Annotated in this window: 18 protein-coding genes, 1 tRNA gene and 1 other RNA gene; 13 read left to right on the top strand and 7 right to left on the bottom strand. The window is 65.0% G+C overall.

Going from position 1 to position 21,591, the window contains the following annotated elements; all coding sequences use genetic code 11:
• The first annotated feature begins 14 nt into the window (after positions 1–14).
• From OG874_RS34050 to tgt, 3 genes are all read left to right on the top strand, one after another.
• Positions 15–1,829 (top strand): ABC transporter ATP-binding protein, encoded by a 1,815-nt coding sequence (locus tag OG874_RS34050; protein ID WP_330251165.1) that lies wholly within the window; start codon positions 15–17, stop codon positions 1,827–1,829.
• Positions 1,826–3,739 carry an ABC transporter ATP-binding protein gene (locus OG874_RS34045; protein ID WP_330251164.1) on the top strand — a complete coding sequence of 638 codons (1,914 nt, stop codon included), beginning with the start codon at positions 1,826–1,828 and terminating at the stop codon, positions 3,737–3,739. The genes OG874_RS34050 and OG874_RS34045 overlap by 4 nt, the downstream gene beginning before the upstream one ends.
• A 141-nt stretch (positions 3,740–3,880) precedes the next feature.
• On the top strand, positions 3,881–5,125 hold the full coding sequence (gene tgt, locus OG874_RS34040) for a tRNA guanosine(34) transglycosylase Tgt (RefSeq protein ID WP_330251163.1): 1,245 nt from the start codon (positions 3,881–3,883) through the stop codon (positions 5,123–5,125).
• A 29-nt stretch (positions 5,126–5,154) separates the two neighbouring features.
• On the opposite strand, the gene OG874_RS34035 is transcribed toward tgt, so the two are convergent.
• Entirely contained in the window at positions 5,155–5,937 is a 783-nt protein-coding gene (locus tag OG874_RS34035; protein WP_330251162.1) for a queuosine precursor transporter, read from the bottom strand.
• Between the two features lie 29 nt (positions 5,938–5,966).
• Here OG874_RS34035 and OG874_RS34030 point away from each other — a divergent pair, with 29 nt between their 5' ends.
• Complete coding sequence (locus OG874_RS34030; protein ID WP_330251161.1) at positions 5,967–6,503, top strand: DUF4190 domain-containing protein; 537 nt, start codon at positions 5,967–5,969, stop codon at positions 6,501–6,503.
• A 77-nt stretch (positions 6,504–6,580) separates the two neighbouring features.
• Here the strand turns inward: OG874_RS34030 and OG874_RS34025 are convergent, their stop codons facing one another.
• The 3 genes from OG874_RS34025 to OG874_RS34015 all read right to left on the bottom strand — a co-directional run bounded on the left by OG874_RS34025 (position 6,581) and on the right by OG874_RS34015 (position 8,872).
• Positions 6,581–7,315: an RDD family protein gene (locus OG874_RS34025; RefSeq protein ID WP_330251160.1), complete on the bottom strand. Its 735-nt coding sequence runs from the start codon at positions 7,313–7,315 to the stop codon at positions 6,581–6,583.
• Positions 7,316–7,360: 45 nt separating this feature from the next.
• Positions 7,361–8,269, bottom strand: coding sequence for a tRNA glutamyl-Q(34) synthetase GluQRS (gene gluQRS / locus OG874_RS34020; RefSeq protein WP_330257541.1), 909 nt, complete (start codon positions 8,267–8,269; stop codon positions 7,361–7,363).
• 87 nt (positions 8,270–8,356) lie between these two features.
• The gene (locus OG874_RS34015; RefSeq protein WP_330251159.1) at positions 8,357–8,872 is read right to left on the bottom strand and encodes a DUF309 domain-containing protein; all 516 of its coding nucleotides are present in this window, start codon (positions 8,870–8,872) and stop codon (positions 8,357–8,359) included.
• Between the two features lie 420 nt (positions 8,873–9,292).
• Between OG874_RS34015 and OG874_RS34010 the strand changes: the two genes are divergently transcribed.
• Positions 9,293–9,502 carry a DUF397 domain-containing protein gene (locus OG874_RS34010; RefSeq protein ID WP_330251158.1) on the top strand — a complete coding sequence of 70 codons (210 nt, stop codon included), beginning with the start codon at positions 9,293–9,295 and terminating at the stop codon, positions 9,500–9,502.
• 89 nt (positions 9,503–9,591) lie between these two features.
• Here OG874_RS34010 and qcrB read toward each other — a convergent pair whose 3' ends face one another.
• Entirely contained in the window at positions 9,592–11,232 is a 1,641-nt protein-coding gene (gene qcrB, locus OG874_RS34005; protein WP_330251157.1) for a cytochrome bc1 complex cytochrome b subunit, read from the bottom strand.
• Between the two features lie 167 nt (positions 11,233–11,399).
• On the opposite strand from qcrB, the gene OG874_RS34000 reads away from it, so the two are divergent.
• Both OG874_RS34000 and OG874_RS33995 read left to right on the top strand, forming a co-directional pair.
• On the top strand, positions 11,400–12,878 hold the full coding sequence (locus OG874_RS34000; protein ID WP_330251156.1) for a WS/DGAT domain-containing protein: 1,479 nt from the start codon (positions 11,400–11,402) through the stop codon (positions 12,876–12,878).
• A 339-nt stretch (positions 12,879–13,217) separates the two neighbouring features.
• Positions 13,218–13,454, top strand: a complete 237-nt coding sequence (locus OG874_RS33995; protein ID WP_330251155.1) for a hypothetical protein — start codon at positions 13,218–13,220, stop codon at positions 13,452–13,454.
• Positions 13,455–13,686: 232 nt separating this feature from the next.
• Here the strand turns inward: OG874_RS33995 and OG874_RS33990 are convergent.
• Positions 13,687–13,774: transfer RNA gene (locus OG874_RS33990), tRNA-Ser, on the bottom strand.
• Between the two features lie 118 nt (positions 13,775–13,892).
• Between OG874_RS33990 and ffs the strand changes: the two genes are divergently transcribed.
• Both ffs and OG874_RS33980 read left to right on the top strand, forming a co-directional pair.
• Positions 13,893–13,987: signal recognition particle sRNA small type (gene ffs, locus OG874_RS33985), an RNA gene on the top strand.
• A 145-nt stretch (positions 13,988–14,132) separates the two neighbouring features.
• The gene (locus OG874_RS33980) at positions 14,133–15,422 is read left to right on the top strand and encodes an aminotransferase class I/II-fold pyridoxal phosphate-dependent enzyme (RefSeq protein WP_330251154.1); all 1,290 of its coding nucleotides are present in this window, start codon (positions 14,133–14,135) and stop codon (positions 15,420–15,422) included.
• 57 nt (positions 15,423–15,479) lie between these two features.
• Here OG874_RS33980 and OG874_RS33975 read toward each other — a convergent pair whose 3' ends face one another.
• The gene (locus OG874_RS33975) at positions 15,480–16,286 is read right to left on the bottom strand and encodes a methyltransferase domain-containing protein (RefSeq protein ID WP_330251153.1); all 807 of its coding nucleotides are present in this window, start codon (positions 16,284–16,286) and stop codon (positions 15,480–15,482) included.
• A gap of 196 nt (positions 16,287–16,482) precedes the next feature.
• Between OG874_RS33975 and OG874_RS33970 the strand changes: the two genes are divergently transcribed.
• The 4 genes from OG874_RS33970 to OG874_RS33955 all read left to right on the top strand — a co-directional run bounded on the left by OG874_RS33970 (position 16,483) and on the right by OG874_RS33955 (position 21,171).
• Positions 16,483–17,076, top strand: a complete 594-nt coding sequence (locus OG874_RS33970) for an HhH-GPD-type base excision DNA repair protein (RefSeq protein ID WP_330251152.1) — start codon at positions 16,483–16,485, stop codon at positions 17,074–17,076.
• A gap of 110 nt (positions 17,077–17,186) precedes the next feature.
• A complete protein-coding gene (locus tag OG874_RS33965; protein WP_330251151.1) occupies positions 17,187–17,900 on the top strand; it encodes a hypothetical protein in 714 nt (237 codons plus the stop codon).
• A 277-nt stretch (positions 17,901–18,177) separates the two neighbouring features.
• The gene (locus OG874_RS33960) at positions 18,178–19,506 is read left to right on the top strand and encodes an MFS transporter (RefSeq protein ID WP_442943455.1); all 1,329 of its coding nucleotides are present in this window, start codon (positions 18,178–18,180) and stop codon (positions 19,504–19,506) included.
• A gap of 402 nt (positions 19,507–19,908) precedes the next feature.
• Positions 19,909–21,171 carry an ROK family transcriptional regulator gene (locus OG874_RS33955; protein WP_330251149.1) on the top strand — a complete coding sequence of 421 codons (1,263 nt, stop codon included), beginning with the start codon at positions 19,909–19,911 and terminating at the stop codon, positions 21,169–21,171.
• Positions 21,172–21,591: the final 420 nt, after the last annotated feature.

Raw genomic sequence — 21,591 nt, 5'->3', positions numbered from 1 at the left:
GCCTCCTTTTCATCATGCTGATCAGACTGCTTCGCACCTATCTGGCCCCCTATCGGGCGCAATTGGCGGGGGTCGTTGGCCTGCAACTGATCTCGGTCATCGCGATGCTGTACCTGCCGACCTTGAACGCCGACCTGATCGACAATGGCGTCACCAAGGGCGATATCGGGTACATCTGGACCACCGGTTTGTGGATGCTCGCGGTCACCGGCGTCCAGATCATTGCCTCCGCCTGCTCGGTCTATCTCGGTGCGCAGGCCGCGATGGGCGCGGGCCGGGATCTGCGCGGGGCCCTGTTGCATCGGGTCGGCACCTTCTCCGCCCGCGAGGTCGGCATGTTCGGCGCACCCTCGCTGATCACCCGCAATACCAACGATATTCAGCAGGTAACGCTGCTCATCGTGATGTCGGCGACCGTCCTGGTGATGGCGCCGATCATGTGTATCGGCGGCATCTTCATGGCGCTGCGCGAGGATCTCGGACTGTCCTGGCTGCTGCTCATCGCGGTGCCCGCACTGGCCATCTCGATGGGCGCGATCGTGGCGAAGATGGTGCCGGGCTTCCGCGATATGCAGCATCGGATCGATGAGGTCAACCGGGTACTGCGCGAGCAGATCACCGGCATCCGGGTGGTGCGCGCGTTCGTGCGCGAGCGCCAGGAGACCTGGCGCTTCGGCGTGGCCAACACCGAACTCACCGATACCGCGCTGCGGGTCGGTCGACTGATGGCGCTGATGTTCCCGCTGGTGATGCTGATCAGCAATGTCACCACCGTCGCGGTGATCTGGTTCGGCGGGCATCTGATCAACGACGGCGTGATGCAGATCGGCTCGCTCACCGCGATGCTGTCCTACATCATGCAGATCCTGATGGCTGTGATGATGGCCTCGTTCCTGGCCATGATGGCGCCGCGCGCGGCCGTCTCGGCCGACCGGATCGGTGAGGTGCTCGAGACCGAGACGTCGGTGCAGCCGCCGCGACTGCCGCAGCCGTTCAAGGGTGATCCGGCGCTGGTCGATCTGCAATTCGCCGAATTCGCCTTTCCCGGTGCGGAAAAGCCGGTGCTCTCGGCCATCCGGTTCCAGGCCGAGCCGGGCACTACCACGGCCATCGTCGGATCCACCGGCGCGGGTAAGACCACATTGCTCAATCTGATTCCCCGGCTCATCGACGTGACCGACGGCGCGGTCTATATCGGTGGCACCGATGTGCGCCATATCGACCTCGAGCTGCTGCGCGAACAGATCGGGCTGGTGCCGCAGAAGGCGTACCTGTTCTCCGGCACCGTCGCGAGCAACCTGCGCTACGGCAATCCGAATGCCACCGACGAGGACCTGTGGCGATGTCTGGAGATCGCCCAGGCCGCCGACTTCGTGCGGGATATGCCCCAGGGCTTGGAAACTCCGGTCGCACAGGGCGGTACCACTGTTTCGGGCGGCCAGCGTCAGCGATTGGCCATCGCGCGGGCGTTGGTGAAGAAGCCGCGGGTCTACCTGTTCGACGACTCGTTCTCCGCGCTGGACGTCGCCACCGACGCCCGGCTGCGCGCGGCATTGCGGCCGGAGACCAGGGACGCCTCGGTGATCATTGTGGCGCAACGGATCACCACCATCCGCGATGCCGATCAGATCGTGGTGCTCGAGGACGGCGTGATGGCTGGCATGGGCACCCATGAGCAGTTGATGCGCGAGTGCGCGGAGTACCAGGAGATCGTCGCCTCCCAGCTCGGCGCCGAGGAGGTCGCGGGAATCGCTCTCGCCAAGCGCAACGGGTCGCCGCCCGATCCGACCGGGGATGGGCACCGCGCCCGGCAGGAGGAGAGCCGATGAGGCCAGGCACGGTGAATCCCGGTGCGCCGGATGCGAAGGCGAAATCGTTCGTTCCATCGCTGAAGCGACTGCTGCGCAGGCTGGTGCCGGAGCGGTTCTACGTCGGAGTGATCGTCGCGCTGGCGATCACATCGGTGGTGCTGAATACGCTCGGCCCGTACATCCTCGGCAAGGCCACCAATGTGGTTTTCGACGGTGTGGTCGGCAAGCAGTTGCCGAGCGGCATCAGCAAGGAAGAGGCGATCGAGCGCCTGCGTGCCTCGGGCAATACCACCTTCGCCGATATGCTCGGCGCGATGGATGTCACCCCGGGCGTCGGCGTCGATTTCGGCGCGGTCGGCCGGGTGCTGATGCTGGTGCTGCTGCTCTATATCGGCGCCGCGGTGTTCAGCTGGTTGCAGTCCTTCCTGCTCAATATCGTCATCAATCGCACGGTGAAGCGGCTGCGCAGCGATGTCGAGGACAAGATCCATCGACTTCCGTTGCGCTACTTCGATTCCACGCCGCGCGGTGATCTGCTCAGCCGCGTCACCAATGACGTCGACAATGTCTCGCAGAGCCTGCAGCAGACCATGAGCCAGTTGATCCTGTCGATCTTCTCGGTGCTCGGCATCCTGGTCATGATGTTCTGGATCTCGCCGCTGCTCGCGGTGATCGCGCTGCTCACCGTGCCCGCCGCCGTCGTGGTCACCACACAGATCGCCAAGCGCTCCAAACCGCACTTCGTGAACCAGTGGAAGTACACCGGCATGGTGAACGCCCAGGTCGAGGAGGCCTACACCGGGCACGAGGTGGTCACCGCATTCGGCCGCAACCGCGAGGTCGGCGAGGAATTCGATAAGCGCAACAACGACCTCTACGAGTCGAGCTTCAAGGCGCAGTTCATCTCCGGGCTGATCATGCCCGCGATCATGTTCCTCGGGAATGTGAACTTCGTGCTGGTGGCGCTGGTCGGCGGGCTGCGGGTGGCGACCGGCAATCTGTCGCTCGGCGAGGTACAGGCCTTCATCCAGTACTCCCGGCAGTTCAGCCAGCCGCTCACCCAGATCGGCGCGATGGCCAATCTGCTGCAATCCGGTGTCGCCTCGGCCGAGCGGATCTTCGAGATCCTCGATGCCGAGGAACAGTCGGCGGATCCGGTCATGGAGAACGTCCGTCCGGTCGATCGCGGCCGGGTCGAATTCGAGGCCGTCTCGTTCCGCTACGAGCCGGAGAATCCGGTCATCGAGCGGCTGTCGCTGGTCGCCGAGCCGGGTCATGTGGTCGCCATCGTCGGTCCGACCGGTGCGGGCAAGACCACACTGGTGAATCTGCTGCTGCGGTTCTACGAACTCGACGCGGGCACCATCACCATCGACGGCGTCGACATCACCGAGATCACCCGTGACCACCTGCGCTCCAGGATCGGCATGGTGCTGCAGGACACCTGGCTGTTCAAGGGCACCATCCGGGAGAACATCGCCTATGGCAGTCCGAATGCCAGCGCGGCGGATATCCTCGCCGCCGCCCGCGCCGCCTACGTCGACCGCTTCGTACACGCGCTGCCCGACGGGTACGACACGGTTATCGATGAAGAGGGTTCCGGCGTCAGCGCGGGTGAGAAGCAGCTCATCACCATCGCCCGGGCCTTCCTGGCGAAGCCGTCCATCCTGGTGCTTGACGAGGCGACCAGCTCGGTCGATACCCGCACCGAGCTGCTGGTCCAGCACGCGACCGCGGCCCTGCGCCGGGATCGCACCAGCTTCGTCATCGCGCACCGGCTCTCCACAATTCGCGATGCCGATCTGATCGTGGTGATGGAGGCCGGACGCATCGTCGAGCACGGGTCGCACGAGCGGTTATTGGAAGAGCGCGGTGCGTACTACCGCCTGTACAACGCGCAGTTCGCAGCGGCGGCCGCGGACGCCTGACATTCGGTTGGGCCATGGATTGGCCGCAGCGCCCATTTCTGACCGGAATCCGCGGGATCACGACAGGAATGGGCGCACAGGCCAATCCGCTGCCAGTAGGGCCCAGGTCAGCAAGTATCCGCGCCCTGGGAGGATATTCCAGTGTCTGATCCCGCATCCTTCTCGTTCGAAGTCCGTACCCGCCTGGCCGGGCGGCATGGTCGATCAGGCGTGATCAGCACACCGCACGGCGATATCGCGACCCCCGCGTTCATCCCCGTCGGCACCAAGGCGACCGTGAAGGCGGTGCTGCCCGAGACCATGCGGGAACTCGGCGCGCAGGCACTGCTGGCCAATGCCTACCACCTCTACTTGCAGCCGGGCTCCGACATCGTGGACGAGGCGGGTGGCCTGAGCAAGTTCATGAACTGGCCGGGTCCGACCTTCACCGACAGCGGCGGCTTCCAGGTGATGTCGCTCGGCGTCGGATTCAAGAAGGTGCTGGCGATGGAGGCGGTCGAGGTCCGCAGCGATGATGTGATCGCCGCGGGCAAGGAGCGCTTGGCCACCGTCGACGACGACGGCGTCACCTTCCGCTCGCACCTCGACGGCTCGAAACACCGGTTCACGCCGGAGGTTTCGATGGGCATCCAGCATCGGCTCGGCGCGGACATCATGTTCGCCTTCGACGAGCTGACCACGCTGCTCAATACCCGTGGCTACCAGGAGAAGTCGCTGCAGCGCACGCATGAATGGGCACAGCGCTGCATCGATGAGCACGAACGGATGACCGCCGCGCGCACCCATCGCCCGTATCAGGCGCTGTTCGCCGTGATCCAGGGCGCGCAATACGAAGACCTGCGCCGCAAGGCCTGCCGGGAGCTGGAATCGATCCGGGGCAGTGCCGGAACGAGTTTCGACGGCTACGGCATCGGCGGTGCGCTGGAGAAGCACAACCTCGGCACCATTGTCGGCTGGTGCTGCGATGAACTGCCCGAGGACAAGCCCCGGCATATGCTCGGCATCAGCGAGCCGGAGGACATCTTCACCGCGGTGGAGAATGGCGCGGATACCTTCGACTGCGTGAACCCGTCCCGGGTCGCGCGCAATGCGGCGATCTATGTCGCCGAAGGCCGATTCAATATCAATACCGCCAGATTCCGCCGCGACTTCACCCCGATCGACGACACCTGCGACTGCTACACCTGCGCCAATTACACCCGTGCCTACATCCACCATCTGTTCAAGGCCAAGGAGATGCTCGCCGCGACGCTGTGCACAATCCACAACGAGCGCTACACGATTCGGCTCGTCGACCGGATTCGCGACAGCATCGAGGGCGGCTACTTCGACGAGTACAAGGCCGAGACACTAGGTAGGTGGAAAGGGCGCATCCGGACCCCGTAAGAGCGGGATCCGGATGCGGACAACAACTTTCACGCCTGCAGCGCGGGCACTTCGCGGGGCGCGTAGCTGGGCTCGTGCTTCTTCAGGAAGGCGATCACCCGGTAGGTGATCGGCAGCACGATGACCTCGGCGAGCGTCTTCCAGAGGAATCCGACGATCACGTAGTTCACGAACTGTCCCCAGCTATCGATGCCGATGGCGGTGGCCGCGATCGAGCAGAAGATCAGCGTGTCACCGAATTCGCCGACGACCGTTGAGCCGATGAGCCGGGCCCACAGGTGCTTCTCCTTGGTCCGCTCCTTGATCAGCACCAGCGTCGCCGAATTGAGCATTTCGCCGACGAAGTACCCGGCCAGTCCGGCGGCGACCAGCTGCGGGGTGGTGCCGATGACGGAGCGGAAGGCTTCCTGATTGTCGTAGAAGGTCGCGGCGGGCAGTTCGATGGCGATCTTGAAGCACACCACGGTGACCAGCAGGATGGCGAAACCGTAGTAGATGGCTCGGCGGGCGGCCTTGAAGCCGTACACCTCACTGAGCACGTCGCCGATGATGTAGGCGAGGGGGAACAGGAACCAGGCGCCGTCGGTGGTGATCGGCAGGATCTCCACCGGTCCGAGCTTGACCGAATGATCGGTGAAGTACTGGACGCCTTTGGTAGCGCAGATATTCGAGATGATCAACGTCGCGGTGAACAAGGCGACGACCGGCGTGTAATAGCCCCGCGATGCCACGGCGAATGCCGCGTGGGCCGCCGCGGGGCCCCCAGATGCTGGGTGTTCTTCAACTGTATTGGACTCACTCACGCGCTTCATCCAACCAGGTTGTGGAATAGGCTGTAGCAATGACGAATCCCGGCGATTCCGACGAGTGGTGGAAGCAGTACGGCGGCGAAGGTGTGTCGCCGGAGGCTGGCGCCCCAGGGTCGGTACCGCAATATCCGACCGCACAGCCGCCCGGATCGGTTCCGCAATACCCCTCGGCTCCGCAGTACCCGCAGCAGTCCGGCCCGCAGCCGACGCCGCCGCCACAGTCGCAGCCGCAGTACCCGAGCTACCCGCAGCAACCGGTCGCCGGTGCGCAGCAGCCGTACCCGCAGACCCCGGCTTACCCGAATGCGTACCAGCCGTACGGATATCCGCAACAGGCGCAGGGCACCAACGGGCTCGCGATCGGTTCGCTGGTCGCCTCGTTGGTCGGGCTGTGCACCTGCATCGGTTCGATCGTCGGGATCGTGCTCGGTGTCATCGCGCTGAATCAGATCAAGGAGCGTGGGCAGGAGGGCCGCGGTCTGGCGCTGGCCGGTATCTGGGTCGGTGCCGGTGGCATCGTGCTCGGCATCGTCTACCTGATCCTCAACATCGCGCTCTCGGCGTCCTAGCCACTGTACCGAAAACATCAGGGGCGCTCCCGTATTCGGGAGCGCCCCTGATCTGTGTGTAGGGTCCGCGACCTGGGTCAGCCCTTGAGGACCTGGGTGCCGCCGGCGAACTTGTCGTGCCAGCCCTGCTTGTTCGGGTCCTGCGAGGTGGTGATGATCATGTAGATGATCAGGCCGAGCTCGGCCAGACCACCGATGCACGGAATGATGCCGAGGGCAACGTAGAGGTTGCGCTTGATCGAGGTCTCCGGGCTGATCTTCGCCGCGCCACCGGGCGCCACAACCTTCAGACCCAGCATCTTCTTGCCGAGGGTGGTGCCCTGTGAGGTCTCCATACCGACGAAGTAGCCGAGCAGCGCGATGGAGCTGACCAGGCCGGTCACGATCTGCCCGCCGAGTCCGGAGCCCACGATGAAGAAGATGATGATGTAGACCGGAATGCCGACGATCAGATGATCGATGACGCGGGCACCGATCCGGGTTCCGATATCACCGGGCTGCCCGCCGTAGCCGTATTCCGGCTGCCCGCCGTAGGGCTGCTGGGGGTAGGGCTGCTGCTGGCCGTAGGGATCCTGCGGCTGACCGTATGGCTGCTGGCCGTACTGCGGCTGCTGTCCGTACTGCGGCGGCTGCTGGCCGTACTGCGGTTGCCCGCCCTGTGGATACTGCTGCCCGCCCTGTGGATACTGCTGCCCGCCCTGTGGATACTGCTGCCCGCCCTGCGGGTACTGCTGGCCGCCCTGCGGGTACTGCTGCCCATACGGCTGCCCGCCTTGCGGATTCTGGTTGGGGTCGTACCCACCGCTTGTCATATATGCGTCCTCGTCAGTGATCAGTAGATCGGTCGATTGCGTACGTTACGGACATCGCGCGGGTTGCAACAACCCATTCCCGTCGAGTATCCACGGTTCCTCGGGCATATTGGCCGGGTCGAATCCATCCAGTAGCTCGGCCGGGGACAGTGGGGGAAAGCCCAGTGAACAAGCGAGCGCGGCCGCCACCCGATCTGGTGTGTTGCCCAGGGCGAGCTGATCGGCGAGTGTCACCGCACCGTCTCGCTTCGCCAGCCGCTTTCCCGCCGCGTTCAGCACCAGTGGCACATGCGCGTACTGCGGAACCGGGAGGCCGAGCAGGGTTGCGAGATAGGCCTGGCGCGGGGTCGACGGCAATAGATCGTCACCGCGCACGACCTGGTCGATGCCCTGTTCCGCATCGTCGACCACGACCGCGAGGTTGTACGCCGGAATCCCGTCGCCGCGGCGCAGTACGACATCGTCGACCGGTCCGCGGTAATGCCCGTGCAACTCGTCGACGATGTCGAATTCGCCAGTGGTGACCCGCAGGCGCAACGCCGCCGGACGTTCGTCGCCGCGATGCGCGGCCCGCTGAGCATCGGTCAGGTTGCGGCAGGTGCCGGGGTAGTGGCCGAGCGGTCCGTGCGGTGCGGTCGCCGCCTGCTGAATTTCCCTTCGGGTGCAATAACACTCGTAGGTGCGCCCGGCGGCGGTGAGTTCATCGATGGCCGCCTGGTAGCGGGGTAGCCGGTCGCTCTGCCGGACGACGTGTCCGTCCCAGTCCAGTCCGATCGCGGCGAGATCGGCCAGTTGGCGCTGTTCGGCGCCCGGCCGCACCCGGTCCAGATCATCGATGCGGATCAGGAATCGTCGTCCGGTCGACCGCGCGAAAAGCCAGGCAAGCACGGCTGTTCGGAGATTGCCCAGGTGCAGATCGCCGGACGGGCTCGGCGCGTATCTGCCCGCGCCCATACCGTCAGACACCGGTCGGCTCCACGCGCGCACCGCTGCGGGTTCGGTGCGTTCTGCTGGTTGCGGACACATTCGCCATGGTAGGTGTCACGCGATCCGTAGCCGCGGCTTGAGCCGGTCTTCGGGGATCGGCGTCCCGGTATCCAGTGCGATCAGCAGGGTTTCGGCGTGTGCGATCAGACCGGCGCGGTCGATGTCATAGGGCGCATCAGTGCTCGGATCCGGGTCGGTGTGCCCGGCCCCCGAATCTTTCGCGTAGGCGCGCAGCCGGGTCACCGCACGGGTGAGCAGCGTGCGCGCGCCCTTCGGATTCTCGCGCTGGATGTGGGTCAGCCCGACCGCATATTGCGCGAGCCCCTGCCACAGCATCCTTTCGGCAAATGGTCCGTTCTTCCATGCGGCCTCCAAAACCTCGTGTGCGTTGAAGGCCAGGCCGTCATCCAGCAGTTGCTGAGCGAAGGAGAGAGTTTGCTGGGGTGGCAGATTCAGGTCATCCGGAATTCGCGGAACGCCCTCGCTACCGACCGGCAGCGGCCGCCCGAACCGGTCGCGCGGACGTGGATTGCGGGCGCGACCTGCCTCGTCGCGCGAACGTTCGACCATGGTGCCCATCATCCACGGCCGGAGCCGATGGCGTCCACCCGATCAGATCGATGTTGATTATTCGACGGATCACGGAGCAATCACATCGTGCAAGAGTTAGCTGCCCAGCAAACATAGAAATGAATGTCATCTACCGGCAATGTCTCCGCAACTCCCTATCTTCGCAAGATTGGCAAATGCGATGATTGAATGGGCAAGAGATCGGCAAATGCGCGTTGAACCTGCTAGTCTTTACCGCGCGGGGGCGACCCCGTGAGGTGTGTATTCACCTCGAAGTGCAGTGCGATCACGACGCACCGTGAAAGTCGCGCGCTTTGGCAAGGCGCACCGCGGGATTCGGCGTTCCGCGCCGGATCCCGGTGCTAGTTAGAACGATGTCAGAAGAAATCTCGTTCTCGACGCAGCAAAGGAGCTAGTGCCGTGGAGGTTGACTTGACGGGCGCTGTGTGGCGTAAGAGCACATACAGTGGCCCCGACGGGAACTGTGTGGAAGTCGCATTTCTCGTCGACGGCAATGTGGCGGTCCGCGATACCAAAGACAACGGCCATGGTCCGTTGCTGGCGTTCACGCCAGGTGTGTGGGACGCATTCCTAACCGGAGTAACGCAGGGGGAGTTCGGACGCGCCTGAACAACGGTCGCGTCTGAGCCGAGCAGCACGGGCCCCGGGTCGGCACGGACTCGGGGCCTTCGCGTGTGCCCAGCCTTTTCCGTGGCTGCTCAGTGCGCCTGCCCGTTGCCGCCGTGGCCGTCGGTCTGCTCCTGTGCGGCGCGCAGCACCGCCAGCTGCTTGTGCTCTTCTACGTGCTCGGTCGCCAGGTTGCGCTTGGACTCCTGCCGCGGATCGGGGCGGAAGAACCCGCCGGTGCCCGGCTTGCCCGCCGAACCGAGCTGGTTCATCTTCTTCGGGACTGTCGCGCCCTGGTATGCCAGGGGAATCGGATGGCCGTGCTCGTCGACCGGGCCAAGTGGCTGATGGATCTCGATGTACTCGCCGTGCGGCAGCCGCTTGATGATGCCGGTCTCGATGCCGTGTTCCAGCACCGCGCGATCACTGCGCTGCAGGCCGAGGCAGATGCGGTAGGCCACGAAGTAGGCCAGCGGCGGCAGGGTCAGGATGCCGATGCGGCCTACCCAGGTCGTCGCGTTCAGTGAGACATCGAATTTGTAGGCGATGATGTCGTTCACGCCGGACAGCGTCAGCACCACATAGAACGCGATGGCCATCGCGCCGATCGCGGTGCGAACCGGTACGTCACGCGGGCGCTGCAGCAGATTGTGAGGCACGGTGTCCTTGGTCAGCCTACGTTCGATCCACGGGTAGGTGATCAGCATCGTGAACACCAGGCCCATGATCAGCGCACCCCAGACCGGAGCGGGCACGGTATATCGGCCCAGATACAGCTCCCAGGGCGGAATCAGGCGCATCATGCCGTCGGTCCACATCATGTAGAAGTCCGGCTGGGTGCCTGCCGATACCACGGCCGGGTTATAGGGGCCGAAGGCCCAGATCGGGTTGATCTGCAGCAGCCCGCCGAGAATCGCGACGACACCGAGCGTGAACGCAAAGAACGCGCCCTGATCCAGGGAGAACACCGGCACGATGCGGGTGCCGATCACATTGCGTTCGGTGCGGCCGGGACCGGGGAACTGGGTGTGCTTCTGATACCAGACCAGCGCGATATGTGCGGCGATCAGCGCGAGCATGATGCCGGGGACCAACAGCACATGCGCGATGAACAGGCGCGGGATGATGATGTCGCCCGGATAGTCGCTGCCGAACATCAGCCAGTGCATCCAGGTGCCGATGACCGGGATGCCGAGGGTGATGGACGAGAACGCCGCCCGCAGCCCGGTGCCCGAGAGCAGGTCGTCCGGCAGCGAATAGCCGAAGTACCCCTCGAACATCGCCAGGATCAGCAGTAGCGAGCCGAGCACCCAGTTCGCCTCGCGCGGCTTGCGGAACGCGCCGGTGAAGAAGATACGGAACAGGTGCACGATGATCGAGGCCGCGAAGAGGAGTGCGGCCCAGTGGTGCACTTGGCGCACGAACAGACCACCGCGCACTTCGAAGGAGATGTTCAGCGCGGTCTCATAGGCGCGGGACATGCTGACGCCGCGCAACGGCTGATATGCCCCGCTGTAGACGACCTCGTTCATCGACGGATCGAAGAACAGGGTCAGGTACACACCGGACAACAGCAGGATGATGAACGCGTACAGCGCGATCTCGCCGAGCAGGAACGACCAATGGGTCGGGAAGACCTTGTTGATCGACCGTTTGATGAACTTCGCAGCCTGATATCGCTCGTCGAAGGAATCGGCTTGCTCGCCGATCTTGCGACCTACGTCAATAGCCATGGCCAGCACCCCGCCCCTGGGTGAGTGGTGGTACATCTTCTACTACAGACGGTAGCAGGGGTTCGGTCCGGAATCGATAGGTTTCTGGGAACGCAATGTGGAACAAGATCATTCAGTTTCCTGGGGTGCCCCGGTCGTTCCGGTAACAGGTGCCATATCGTCGAGCCGTGAGTACGGTGGCCGCCCAGGACGCGACGATGTACTGGCTGTCGAGCCGTACCCCCAATGACCTGTTCATGCTCTATTGCTTCGATGATTCCGGGCGTCCCAGCGCGGAACTGCGCGAGTTCGTCGCGCGCCGCAGTGCACGCATTGCCGATCTGTCCGTCCGGCTGCGCGAGTTGCCGGGAGATCTGGATTATCCGTCGTGGGTACCCTGCGATTTCCGCGACGAGCAATTTGTGGAGCACGTCCTTCCGGAACCACATTGGCGAGGTGTGTGCACGGTCGTCGGCAAACTGCTCGGCACCGGAGTCGACGCGGCCGTGCGGCCGTGGCGGTTGCACGTGTTCCGCGGGATCGACGGCGCGCCCGCGCCTGGTCGACGAGGCGCGGCAGGACCCGCGACGGTGGTCGTGCTGCAGATGTCACATGCGCTGGCCGACGGGCGGCGCGCCGCGCAGATCGCCAGGGCGTTGTTCACCGGGCCCGAGCTGGCTACCGGGACCGAAGCCGCGGCAGATCCGTTTGCTGGGGCGGCAGATGCGCACGCCGGCTGCCTCGCTCGACGAATCGGCACTGCGGCAATCGAATCGGCACCTGTGGATCGCATACCTGTGGATTCGGCGCTGGCGCTGCTCAGGATGCCGCTGCAGTTTGTGCGGACGGTGGTGCGCGGGTACCAGGCGTGGCGAGCACAGCGCGAATTGGCCGAACTCACCACTACAGGAAAGCTTCCGGAGCCGGGACCCGGATTCACCCCGAGCCTGATCAACCGGTCGAGCGCGCTCGATGGTGACCTGGCAGACCGGCCTGCGGTCGCCGCTCATCAGGTGCGGATGATCGTCTGCGCCGCCGAACGGGTGCGGATTCCGGACCGCACCGTGACCGTTGTCGTGCTGACCGCCGTCTCGATCGCACTCGAACGCTACCTGGCCGCGCGGGGTGAACCGGTGGACCGCCTCGGCGCGCAAGTCCCGATGGCGTTGTCCGACAATCGGATAGCGGCCCGCAACAACTATCGCAGTCTCGGCGTCGACCTGTTCATCGATGAACCGGATCCACTGGTCCGCGCGGACAAGATCGCCGCGGCACTGACCGATCGCCGCACCCGCGCACGTCATCCACTGCTGGCCGCCCAGGACCGCGTCACCGCCGTCACCCCCGCCCCGCTACTACGCCGCGACATCGACCGCTTCCCGATCGACATCGTCCCCGACTCGATCGCCGGCCACACCGTGGTCTCGAGCGTGCACCGCGGCCCCGCCGACCTCACCTTCGGCAACGCCCCCGTCCGTTTCACCGGCGGTTTCCCCGCGATCGGCTCGGTAATGCACCTGACCCACGGCGTCCACGGCCTCGGCGACACGGTCACCGTCTCGGTCCATGCCGACACCGCTGCAGTCCCGGACATCGACACCTACACCGACCTCTTGCGCGATGCGTTGAACGAGGTATTCGACTGTGCGACAGGATCAGTGGGCTAGTTCGGATCTCATCCCGCTGCGCACATACCGCCGTGGTGATGCGGATTCGGACATCGGGCGTCGGGGCATGGAGTGCTTCTGCGCTGTCCAGATGTGATGACGACCCGCAGTTGTCACCGGACAGGTCGGTCGAGCTTTGTACTGGTTCTGGGTTGGCCGGGCAGTTGGCACCGACGACAGGTTCCAACTGTCACCACATGGCATGTGAGTCGGCTGCCAGCTCGATTCGTTCGGCCAGTTCAACGCAGTCAACCGGTTGGGTGGTGTCGACCAATACCGTGGCAGCCCGTTCACGAGCACCAGCAGTTTGTCCATGAGCGGATCTTCACCTTCCGGGACTTGCTCCGCTTGTCGGACCCACCTTCACGGTGGGATGCATTCCGCCACGCCTATGGGGCCGACGTCACCACCTGGGAGGGCTACACAGTGATCCGTGATGTCCGCTCGTTCGAGCTGTGCCTGTTCGCGCTGCGGCACGCCGCGGTCAGCGCCCATGCTCGGGAACAGGCGGACTACCGGCTCGCCTGCTTGCGTGGACAGCGGGGACAGCGGCCCTGGAAGTGGATTGCCCCTTGACCCGATAGAGCATGCCGCACCGAATCCCGAACGCGCACTGGGCCGGTGGGTCGTCAGGGAGCACCGAAGCCGTTGCGTCGAGCGGCGGCACCGTGGCCCCACACCAGCCGAATAGCGGTCAGAACACGGTCCGCCGACTTCCTGGCATCCTCTTAGATGCACTGATGTTGACCACTGATATAGACAAAGGGCAGGTCAGAGACTGCAAAACAGTCCCTGACCTGCCCTTTTGTGGCGGAGGATAGGGGATTTGAACCCCTGAGGGCGTTAACCCAACCCGCGTTCCAGGCGAGCGCCATAGGCCACTAGGCGAATCCTCCGTGGAGCAGCATAGCGGGTGCACCCGGTTGGCCACCAAATGGGGCTGGTCAGGGGTGGAAAGTCTCGCTTCGGTACACCCGGTGGGGAGCCATCTCAGATCCGCCCGCTACACTAGCCAACGGATCCCGCGCGGCGCGCATCCTGTGAACTCCCCCAGGGCCGGAAGGCAGCAAGGGTCAACGGGCTCTGCCGGGTGCGCGGGGTCCCCTATATTCACTCCAATTCGGAGCAACTGTCGGGGTAACGTGGACACGGTCCGCCGGACGTCGAGCGCGCTCGGACGGATCAATGGTCCGACCGCAGCACATCGGCTCGGACGTCACCTCACCCCTTAGCTGCTTCGAAAGGCTGCCCAGGATGCCCCGGCAAACGCAGATCGGTTTGATGAGCCAAGTGGAGCTCGTGTCCGAACACGAGACCCAGACCGCGAATTACGCGACGCTCAAGACCGAAAAGCTCACGCTGGACCTGACGCGGGGAAAACCTTCACCGGAACAACTCGACCTGTCCACCGAACTGCTGTCGCTGCCCGGCCTGGGTGATTACCGGGACGGCACCGGCACCGACTGCCGCAACTACGGTGGGCTGCACGGACTCCCGGAACTGCGCGCGATCTTCGGTGAGCTGCTCGGCATTCCGGTCGAGAACCTGATCGCCGGCAATAACGCCAGCCTCGAGCTGATGCACGACGTGATCACCTACGCGCTGCTGTACGGCACCCCGGATTCCGAGCGACGCTGGGTCGCCGAGCCGAAGCTGAAGTTCCTGTGCCCCAGTCCCGGTTACGACCGGCACTTCTCCATCACCGAGGCGCTCGGCTTCGAGATGATCCCGATCCCGATCGGTCACGCCGGTCCGGACGTGCACGCCATCGCCGCACTGGTCGCGAACGATCCGCAGATCAAGGGTCTGTGGGCGGTGCCGAACTACTCCAACCCAACCGGCGTCATCTTCTCCGAAGATATTGTCCGGGAACTGGTTTCGATGCCCACCGCGGCGGCGGACTTCCGGTTGTTCTGGGACAACGCCTACGCGGTGCACCCGCTGACCGATGCCGCCGCACCCGTCCTCGATGTGCTCGGCATGGCCGCTGCGGCCGGAAACCCCAACCGGCCCATCGTCTTCGCCTCCACCTCGAAGATCACCTTCGCTGGTGCGGGTGTCAGTTTCCTCGGTGCGTCCACGCCGAACCTGAACTGGTACCTCGGGCACGCGTCGAAGAAGAGTATCGGCCCGGACAAAATCAACCAGCTGCGCCACCTGCGTTTCTTCACCGATGCCGACGGCGTGCGCGCGCATATGCAGAAGCATCGCGCCATCCTGGAGCCGAAATTCGCGCTGGTGCTGCGGATTCTGGAGGATCGGCTCGGTGCGTCCAAGGTCGCGTCCTGGACCGAGCCGAAGGGCGGCTATTTCATCAGCCTCGATGTCGTGGAGGGCACCGCGGCCCGCGTGATCGCGCTGGCCAAGGATGCCGGAATCGCGCTGACCGCGGCCGGTTCGGCCTTCCCGTACCGGAATGATCCGGAGGACAAGAACATTCGCATCGCTCCGAGCTTCCCGCAGCTGCCGGAATTGGAGAAGGCGATGGACGGGCTGGCCACCTGCGTATTGCTCGCGGCCACCGAGAAGTTGCTCGCCAAGTAGTCGGAACAAACACAACGGGCGCGTACCGAATCGGTACGCGCCCGTTGTGTTTTCGATTCAGCGCGGTTTGTGGGCGAGAACGGCGAACATGGTCACCGACAGGTGGATGTCACCGCTGTCGGCGCCCTGCTGCAGATCGGCGATCAGCTGATCGCGCTGCGCCTCGGTGATGGATCCGCGCGCCACCGCCATAGCCGAGATCCGGTTGACGAGTGAGCCGGCGCCCACCGTGCGGTCCTGCACCAGCGCGTGCGAGCCGACCTCGTCGATCACCAGGCCGGCCTTGGTCAGCAATCCGGACAGGCGGCGGCCGGCGAACGGATTGGTGGTCGCCGAAACCAATGTGTCGATGACCCCGCGAACCACCTCGCGGTCGCCAGGATGCACGATCGCCGTGCCCCAGTCGCTGTCCATCACCACCACGCGACCGCCCGGCTTCAGCACCCGCGCGATCTCATTGGCGGCGCGATTCGGCGCGGTCAGATGCTGGAACACCCGCTCGCAGAGCGCGGCGTCGAAGGTACCCGCGCCGAAGGGCAGCCCGTAGGCGTCGCCGGTGTGGAACTTGGCCGTCGAACCGGCCTGTTGGGCACGGCGTTCGGCGGAGGCGAGCAGATGTGGATCGGGTTCGACGCCGAACGTGGTGCCGGTCGGGCCGACCGCGTCCGCGAAGGCCATGACCTCCGTGCCGGTGCCCGATCCGATGTCGACCGCACTCTCACCGGGCTGCAGTGCCAGGGCTTCGTGAGCCCAGGTGCGCAGACGCCGGATGCCCGGCAGCGCCGCCTGCAGATCGCGCACGTCGACCAATTGATCCTGGCCCGCGCTGTCGAAGCGATCCGGGCGTAACCCCTGTATATCCATGGGCCCGATTCCGTCCCTAGGTATTGCCGTCGTCTGAGGCATGGCGCCGAGCCTACTTGGGGGCCGGGCGCCGCGCATGGCAGGTATGTGAGGTGAGTCACGATTCGGGCAGATCACCGATCCGGGTGGGCCGGACCACGTGGCGACACCAAATGAGATGATCGGTTGGTCCGGCACCACAGCGAAAGGAAGTTCCGTGGCAAAAGGAAAGTCCGCGACTGTCAAGCTGTGTCTGGCCCAGGAACCGGAGGCGGACAAGCTGCTTTCCGAGGATTCCTTCGCATTGTTGACGGGCATGTTGCTCGATCAGCAGTTCCCGCTCGAACATGCCTTTCGCGGGCCGAAGAAGATCGCCGACCGGATGGACGGCTTCGATATTCAGCGGATCGCCGACGCCGACACCGAGGCGTTCGAGGAACTGTGCGCGACTCCGCCCGCCATCCACCGCTACGGCAGGTCCATGGCGCGCCGCACCCAGGAACTCGCTCGGTACGTGGTCGAGCATTACGACGGCAAGACCGAACGCATCTGGACGCAGGGCGATCCCGACGGCAAAGAGGTGCTGCGCCGATTGAAGGAGCTGCCCGGCTACGGCGACCAGAAGGCCAGGATCTTCCTCGCACTGCTCGGCAAACAGCTCGGTGTGCAACCGAAGGGCTGGGACACGGCGGCGGGTGCCTATTCCGAGCAGGGTTCACGTCGCTCGGCCGCCGATATCGTCGACGGCGAATCACTGTTGGAAGTGCGGGCCTTCAAGAAGCAGATGAAGGCCGCCGCCAAGAAGTCCTGAGGTCGCTCCCGGTTTGCCCTTTGGAATCTGCCTGCTTTTTTACCTCGTGCTCGATTGAGTTCTCGTCGAAACTTCCCTCGATAGCAACATCGAGATGAGGGAACGCAGTAATGAGGATGAGGAAGCTCGCCGTCGTCGCGGCGCTGGTGACCATGGCGACCGGGGTGGCCGCGGGCACCTCGGGCGCGGCCCCGGAAGTGCCCGAGAGCGATAGCGGCGCAATCAATTTCACCGCCGAAGCAGTCAACGATTCGTCGATCATCAAGACCGATGCCGGTTCGCTGGTAGTCGAGGACGATGTCTTCAAGATCAAGGCAGCCGACGGCTCCGTGCTCGCGGGCACGCCGCTGAAGTTCCGGATCGATGACTTCGAATTCCCGATCGCCGCACAGATTGCCGATCGCACCGCGACGTTGACGCCGCAGATCGATCGCGAGCACGCGACCTACAAGCCGGTCGCGCTGCCGTACGAGGACAAGGCGCCATGGAAGACCGAATACGACCGTGAGGTCGCGGCCTGGACCCGACTGACCAGCACGATCTCGGCGGCCGCCACGGTCGGCACACTGGTCGGCGGCCTGATCGGCGGAGCGGCCGGCTGCGTGCTCGGCGGCATCGCCGGAGCCACGGTTGCCTCGGCCACCATCGTCGGTCTGTTCGGTGCGTTCATTCCGGCCGCCGCCATCGGCTGCATCGGCGGCATTGTCGCCATCGGCGCGCTCGGCACCCTGGCCGGTCAGATCTTCGTGACCGCGCCGGTCGCGATCGGTGCGGTGATCCAGTACTTCACCACGGTCAACCAGCCGTTCGTGCCGGCCAAGTAGGTCGATGCCACGGCATCCGTGGCCGCCTTCGCCACGGAAACAGGCCCCGCCCAGTACCGACTGGGCGGGGCCTGCTGCTGTTCCCCGAGCAAGATCGTGACCAGATAATTATGTACGCGCATTACTTGCGTTGACATTTAATGCGCACACATCTAAATTTACCGACGTGACTCTGACAGCTACCGCACCCGAGACCCTGACCGCCGCATCTACCGAGCACGCCCCCGGCCGTTGGGGGCCGAAGTTGTGGGCCGTGCTGTTCGTCGCCGGTCTGGCGATGTTCCTCGATGCACTCGACGTATCGATGGTCGGCGTCGCCCTCCCGTCCATCGGATCCGAACTGGGGCTCAATACCGAGAGCCTGCAGTGGATCGTCAACGGCTACATCCTCGGCTACGGCGGTCTGCTGCTGCTGGGCGGACGAGCTGCCGATCTGCTCGGCCGTCGCCAGGTATTCCTCACCGCCCTGGTGGTTTTCGGAATCGCCTCGCTCGCGGGCGGTCTGGTCGATGACGGTGCGCTGCTGATCGCCAGCCGCATCATCAAGGGCGTCGCCGCCGCGTTCACCGCACCGGCCGCACTGTCGATCATCACCACCACCTTCAAGGAAGGTCACGACCGCAACCGCGCGCTGTCGATCTTCACCGTCTTCGGCGCGACCGGATACGCCTCGGGCCTGATCGTTTCGGGTCTGCTCACCGGTATCGACTGGCGACTGACCTTCTATGTCCCGGTGCTGGTCGTCGCGGCCGTGGTGGTCACCGCCTACTTCGTGGTGCCGCGCAATATCGAGAAGGAGCAGGGCCGCATCGACTTCGCCGGTGCCGCACTGCTGACCGGTGGCATGCTGGCCGCCGTCTACACCATCGTCACCGCACCCGAAAAGGGCCTCACCGCAAGCGTTGTCGCGACCGCGGTACTCGCCATCGCCCTGCTCAGCGCGTTCTTCGTGGTGGAGAACAAGGTCGCGCACCCGCTGGTGCGGCTGAGCATCTTCAAGGTGAAGTCGATCGTGCGGGCCAACCTGGCCGCACTGGCCATCTTCGGCTCCTACATCAGCTTCCAGACGATCGTGTCGCTGTACCTGCAGAACACCCTGGGCTGGGAGCCGCTGAAGATGGCGCTGGCCCTGGCCCCCACGGGCGTCATCGTGGCGATCCTGTCGCCGGTCGCAGGCAAGCTGATCGACCGCTACGGCACCACCCCGATGATCATCGCCTCGATGACCTCATTCGTGATCGGGTACGTCTGGTTCATCTCCTTCGGCGGCAGCGCCGATCCCAACTACGTCGTCGCCTACCTGCCCGCATTCCTGTTGCTCGGTCTCGGCTTCGCGCTCGGATTCTCCTCGGTCATGGTGCAGGCCACCGAGGGCATCGCCGACCACGAGCAGGGACTGGCCTCGGGGCTGGTGCAGACCTCCGGGCAGATCGGCGGGGCGGTCGTGCTGGCCGTGGTCACCGGACTGATCAGTGGTGGCGCGGCGACCAGCATCGCGCAGTACCGGCCCGGCCTGTACCTGGTCACCGTGGTCGCGCTGGTCGGACTGATCGCCTCGGCGACCGCACTGCTGGCTCGTCGTCAATTGGTCGCCGCAGCGGCCTGATCGAGTAGCCCGGGGATCGGGCGGCCAGTCACCCCATGGGGGTCGCCGAATCGGCGGCCCTCATTCGGCATTTCGGGCATATCGTGCCCTGCGCCACATTACGATTGGAACATGATGCGCGGCAAGGATTTCGGGATGAACCACGCATCCGGGGTGCCGGCGAGTAGCTGGCAGGGCTTGGTGCGGCGCGATTTCGGTGTTAACTTTGATCCCATGTCTACGAGCCGTCCGACCGCTCTGCGGGTCACCTACGTGACCGCAGCGTTGGGTCTGCGACTGCCGTTGACTCGCGAACTGTGTTGTTCCTGCTGCAGCTGAGCCATTCTCTCGGCTCGTGCGCTGCCTCGCCGCCGCACATATAGGCATGTCCCGTCGAACGGGACTTCAGCAAGGAAACCGCATATGTCCCTCCCCACCCTTGACCGCTCCGTTTCCAGGGTCGTCACCGGTCGTGTCCGCGTTCAGCGCCCCGTCGTCGCGCCGGAACTCCGCATCGCTGACAATCCGGCGGCGGCGGTGCTGCGCGCCGCGACCGGCGGTCCGGTATCCCGCGACAATGCCGCGCGCACAACGGGTTTGAGCATCGCGACGGTCAACCGTCAGGTGTCGGCGCTATTGGCCGCCGGTCTGCTGCGCGAGCGCCCCGACCTGACCGCCTCGGGTGCGGTCGGACGTCCCCGGGTCCCGTTCGAAATCGACCACGAGGCCTATCTGACCCTCGGCATCCATATCGGCGCTGCGGTCACCAAGATCGTCGCCGCCGACCTGCGCGGGCGCATTCTCGGTGGCCTGGCCATCGCGACACCGCAGACCGGCCAGGACTTCGCGACCATGACCGTGGCCCGCAGCGCCAAGGCTTTCCTGCAGCGCTGGCACCGGCGCAAACCACTCTGGGCCGGAGTGGCGATCGGTGGGCGGGTCGATCCGCTGACCGGTGTCGTCGATCATCCCAAACTGGCCTGGCAGGGTGCCCAGGTCGGCACAGCGCTCGGTGAGGTGCTCGAACTGCCGATCTCGGTGGCACCGCACGTCGAGGCGATGGCGGCCTCGGAACTGTTGCTGCCGACCGGCGAACCCGCCGGTGCGCCGGGCAGCAGCCTGTACTTCTACGTCCGCGAAACCGCTGGTATCGCAGTCACTTTGGACGGCAGGGTGCACACCCCGAGCAGCGGCCCCGGGTCGATCGCGCACTTGCCGACCGGTTCCGATGTCGAATGCACCTGCGGCAGGCGGGGTTGCCTCGAGGTGACCGTCGGCGATCGGGCGCTGCACGCCAGAGCCGTTGGGCGCGGGATCATTCCGGCACACAAGGGCACCGGCGGCTCGACCATCGCCGATCTGTACCGCGCCGCCGAGGCGGGCGCGGAAGACGCGCAGGAGTTGCTCGCCGAACGGGCCACCATCCTCGGACACACCGTCGCGATGGTCCGGGACATGCTCAACCCGGACCGGGTGATCCTCGGCGGCCAGGCCTTCACCGGCTACCGCCCCGCCGTCACCCACGTAGCCCGAGCCTTCGCCCAGTCCTCTCAACTCCCGCCCACCGATATCCGCATCAGCGGATTCGGCGGCAAGGTCCAGGAATTCGCAGCCGTCGTCACCTCGCTGAGCGCCCTGTACGCCGACCCACTGTCGGCGATCCGGCGCACGGCGATGACGGACTGACGGTTTCGGACACTGAGCAAGGCGACCGGTCGCGGGGCAACTCGCGACCGGTCTCCGGATCCGCATGTTGGCGTGCGACGACTGGCGATGCGCCGACGGCTCGATGGTGTGGAATCCTCTTGCGGATCAGCTGACTCGGATCGAGTTGTCAGCGATTGTTTTTCGTCATCGTCAGCACGATCGCCGAATTCGATGCGACGACGGTGCCCGAGCCGGACCGAATCGGTGCCGCGCGCAATGCAACTGATGCCAACCAGGTCGGACACCGTCTCGCTCTCGAGAATCTTGCTCATCGTGAACGCGCCTGGTCGCGGTATGGGATGGGGATGCAAGTCAGCGGGGCGGCACCGGCACGGTGGTCGACCTTGCCTGTGAGCGTGGCGTGCCGGTCGAGATCGTCTGGCCGGACGGCGCTGCACG

The organism is Nocardia sp. NBC_00565 (assembly GCF_036345915.1).
Taxonomy (GTDB): Bacteria; Actinomycetota; Actinomycetes; order Mycobacteriales; family Mycobacteriaceae; genus Nocardia.
Note: the sequence above shows the minus strand (reverse complement) of the source record. Positions and strands in the feature narration are given on the sequence as shown.

Excerpts from the sequence above, each read along its gene's own strand:
- OG874_RS34050 (WP_330251165.1), top strand. The coding sequence starts at position 15 with ATGCTGATCAGACTGCTTCGCACCTATCTGGCCCCCTATCGGGCGCAA.
- OG874_RS34045 (WP_330251164.1), top strand. The coding sequence starts at position 1,826 with ATGAGGCCAGGCACGGTGAATCCCGGTGCGCCGGATGCGAAGGCGAAA.
- OG874_RS34035 (WP_330251162.1), bottom strand. The coding sequence starts at position 5,937 with ATGAAGCGCGTGAGTGAGTCCAATACAGTTGAAGAACACCCAGCATCT.
- OG874_RS34030 (WP_330251161.1), top strand. The coding sequence starts at position 5,967 with ATGACGAATCCCGGCGATTCCGACGAGTGGTGGAAGCAGTACGGCGGC.
- OG874_RS34025 (WP_330251160.1), bottom strand. The coding sequence starts at position 7,315 with ATGACAAGCGGTGGGTACGACCCCAACCAGAATCCGCAAGGCGGGCAG.
- gluQRS (WP_330257541.1), bottom strand. The coding sequence starts at position 8,269 with ATGGGCGCGGGCAGATACGCGCCGAGCCCGTCCGGCGATCTGCACCTG.
- OG874_RS34015 (WP_330251159.1), bottom strand. The coding sequence starts at position 8,872 with ATGGTCGAACGTTCGCGCGACGAGGCAGGTCGCGCCCGCAATCCACGT.
- qcrB (WP_330251157.1), bottom strand. The coding sequence starts at position 11,232 with ATGGCTATTGACGTAGGTCGCAAGATCGGCGAGCAAGCCGATTCCTTC.
- OG874_RS33980 (WP_330251154.1), top strand. The coding sequence starts at position 14,133 with ATGCCCCGGCAAACGCAGATCGGTTTGATGAGCCAAGTGGAGCTCGTG.
- OG874_RS33975 (WP_330251153.1), bottom strand. The coding sequence starts at position 16,286 with ATGGATATACAGGGGTTACGCCCGGATCGCTTCGACAGCGCGGGCCAG.
- OG874_RS33965 (WP_330251151.1), top strand. The coding sequence starts at position 17,187 with ATGAGGATGAGGAAGCTCGCCGTCGTCGCGGCGCTGGTGACCATGGCG.
- OG874_RS33960 (WP_442943455.1), top strand. The coding sequence starts at position 18,178 with ATGTTCCTCGATGCACTCGACGTATCGATGGTCGGCGTCGCCCTCCCG.
- OG874_RS33955 (WP_330251149.1), top strand. The coding sequence starts at position 19,909 with ATGTCCCTCCCCACCCTTGACCGCTCCGTTTCCAGGGTCGTCACCGGT.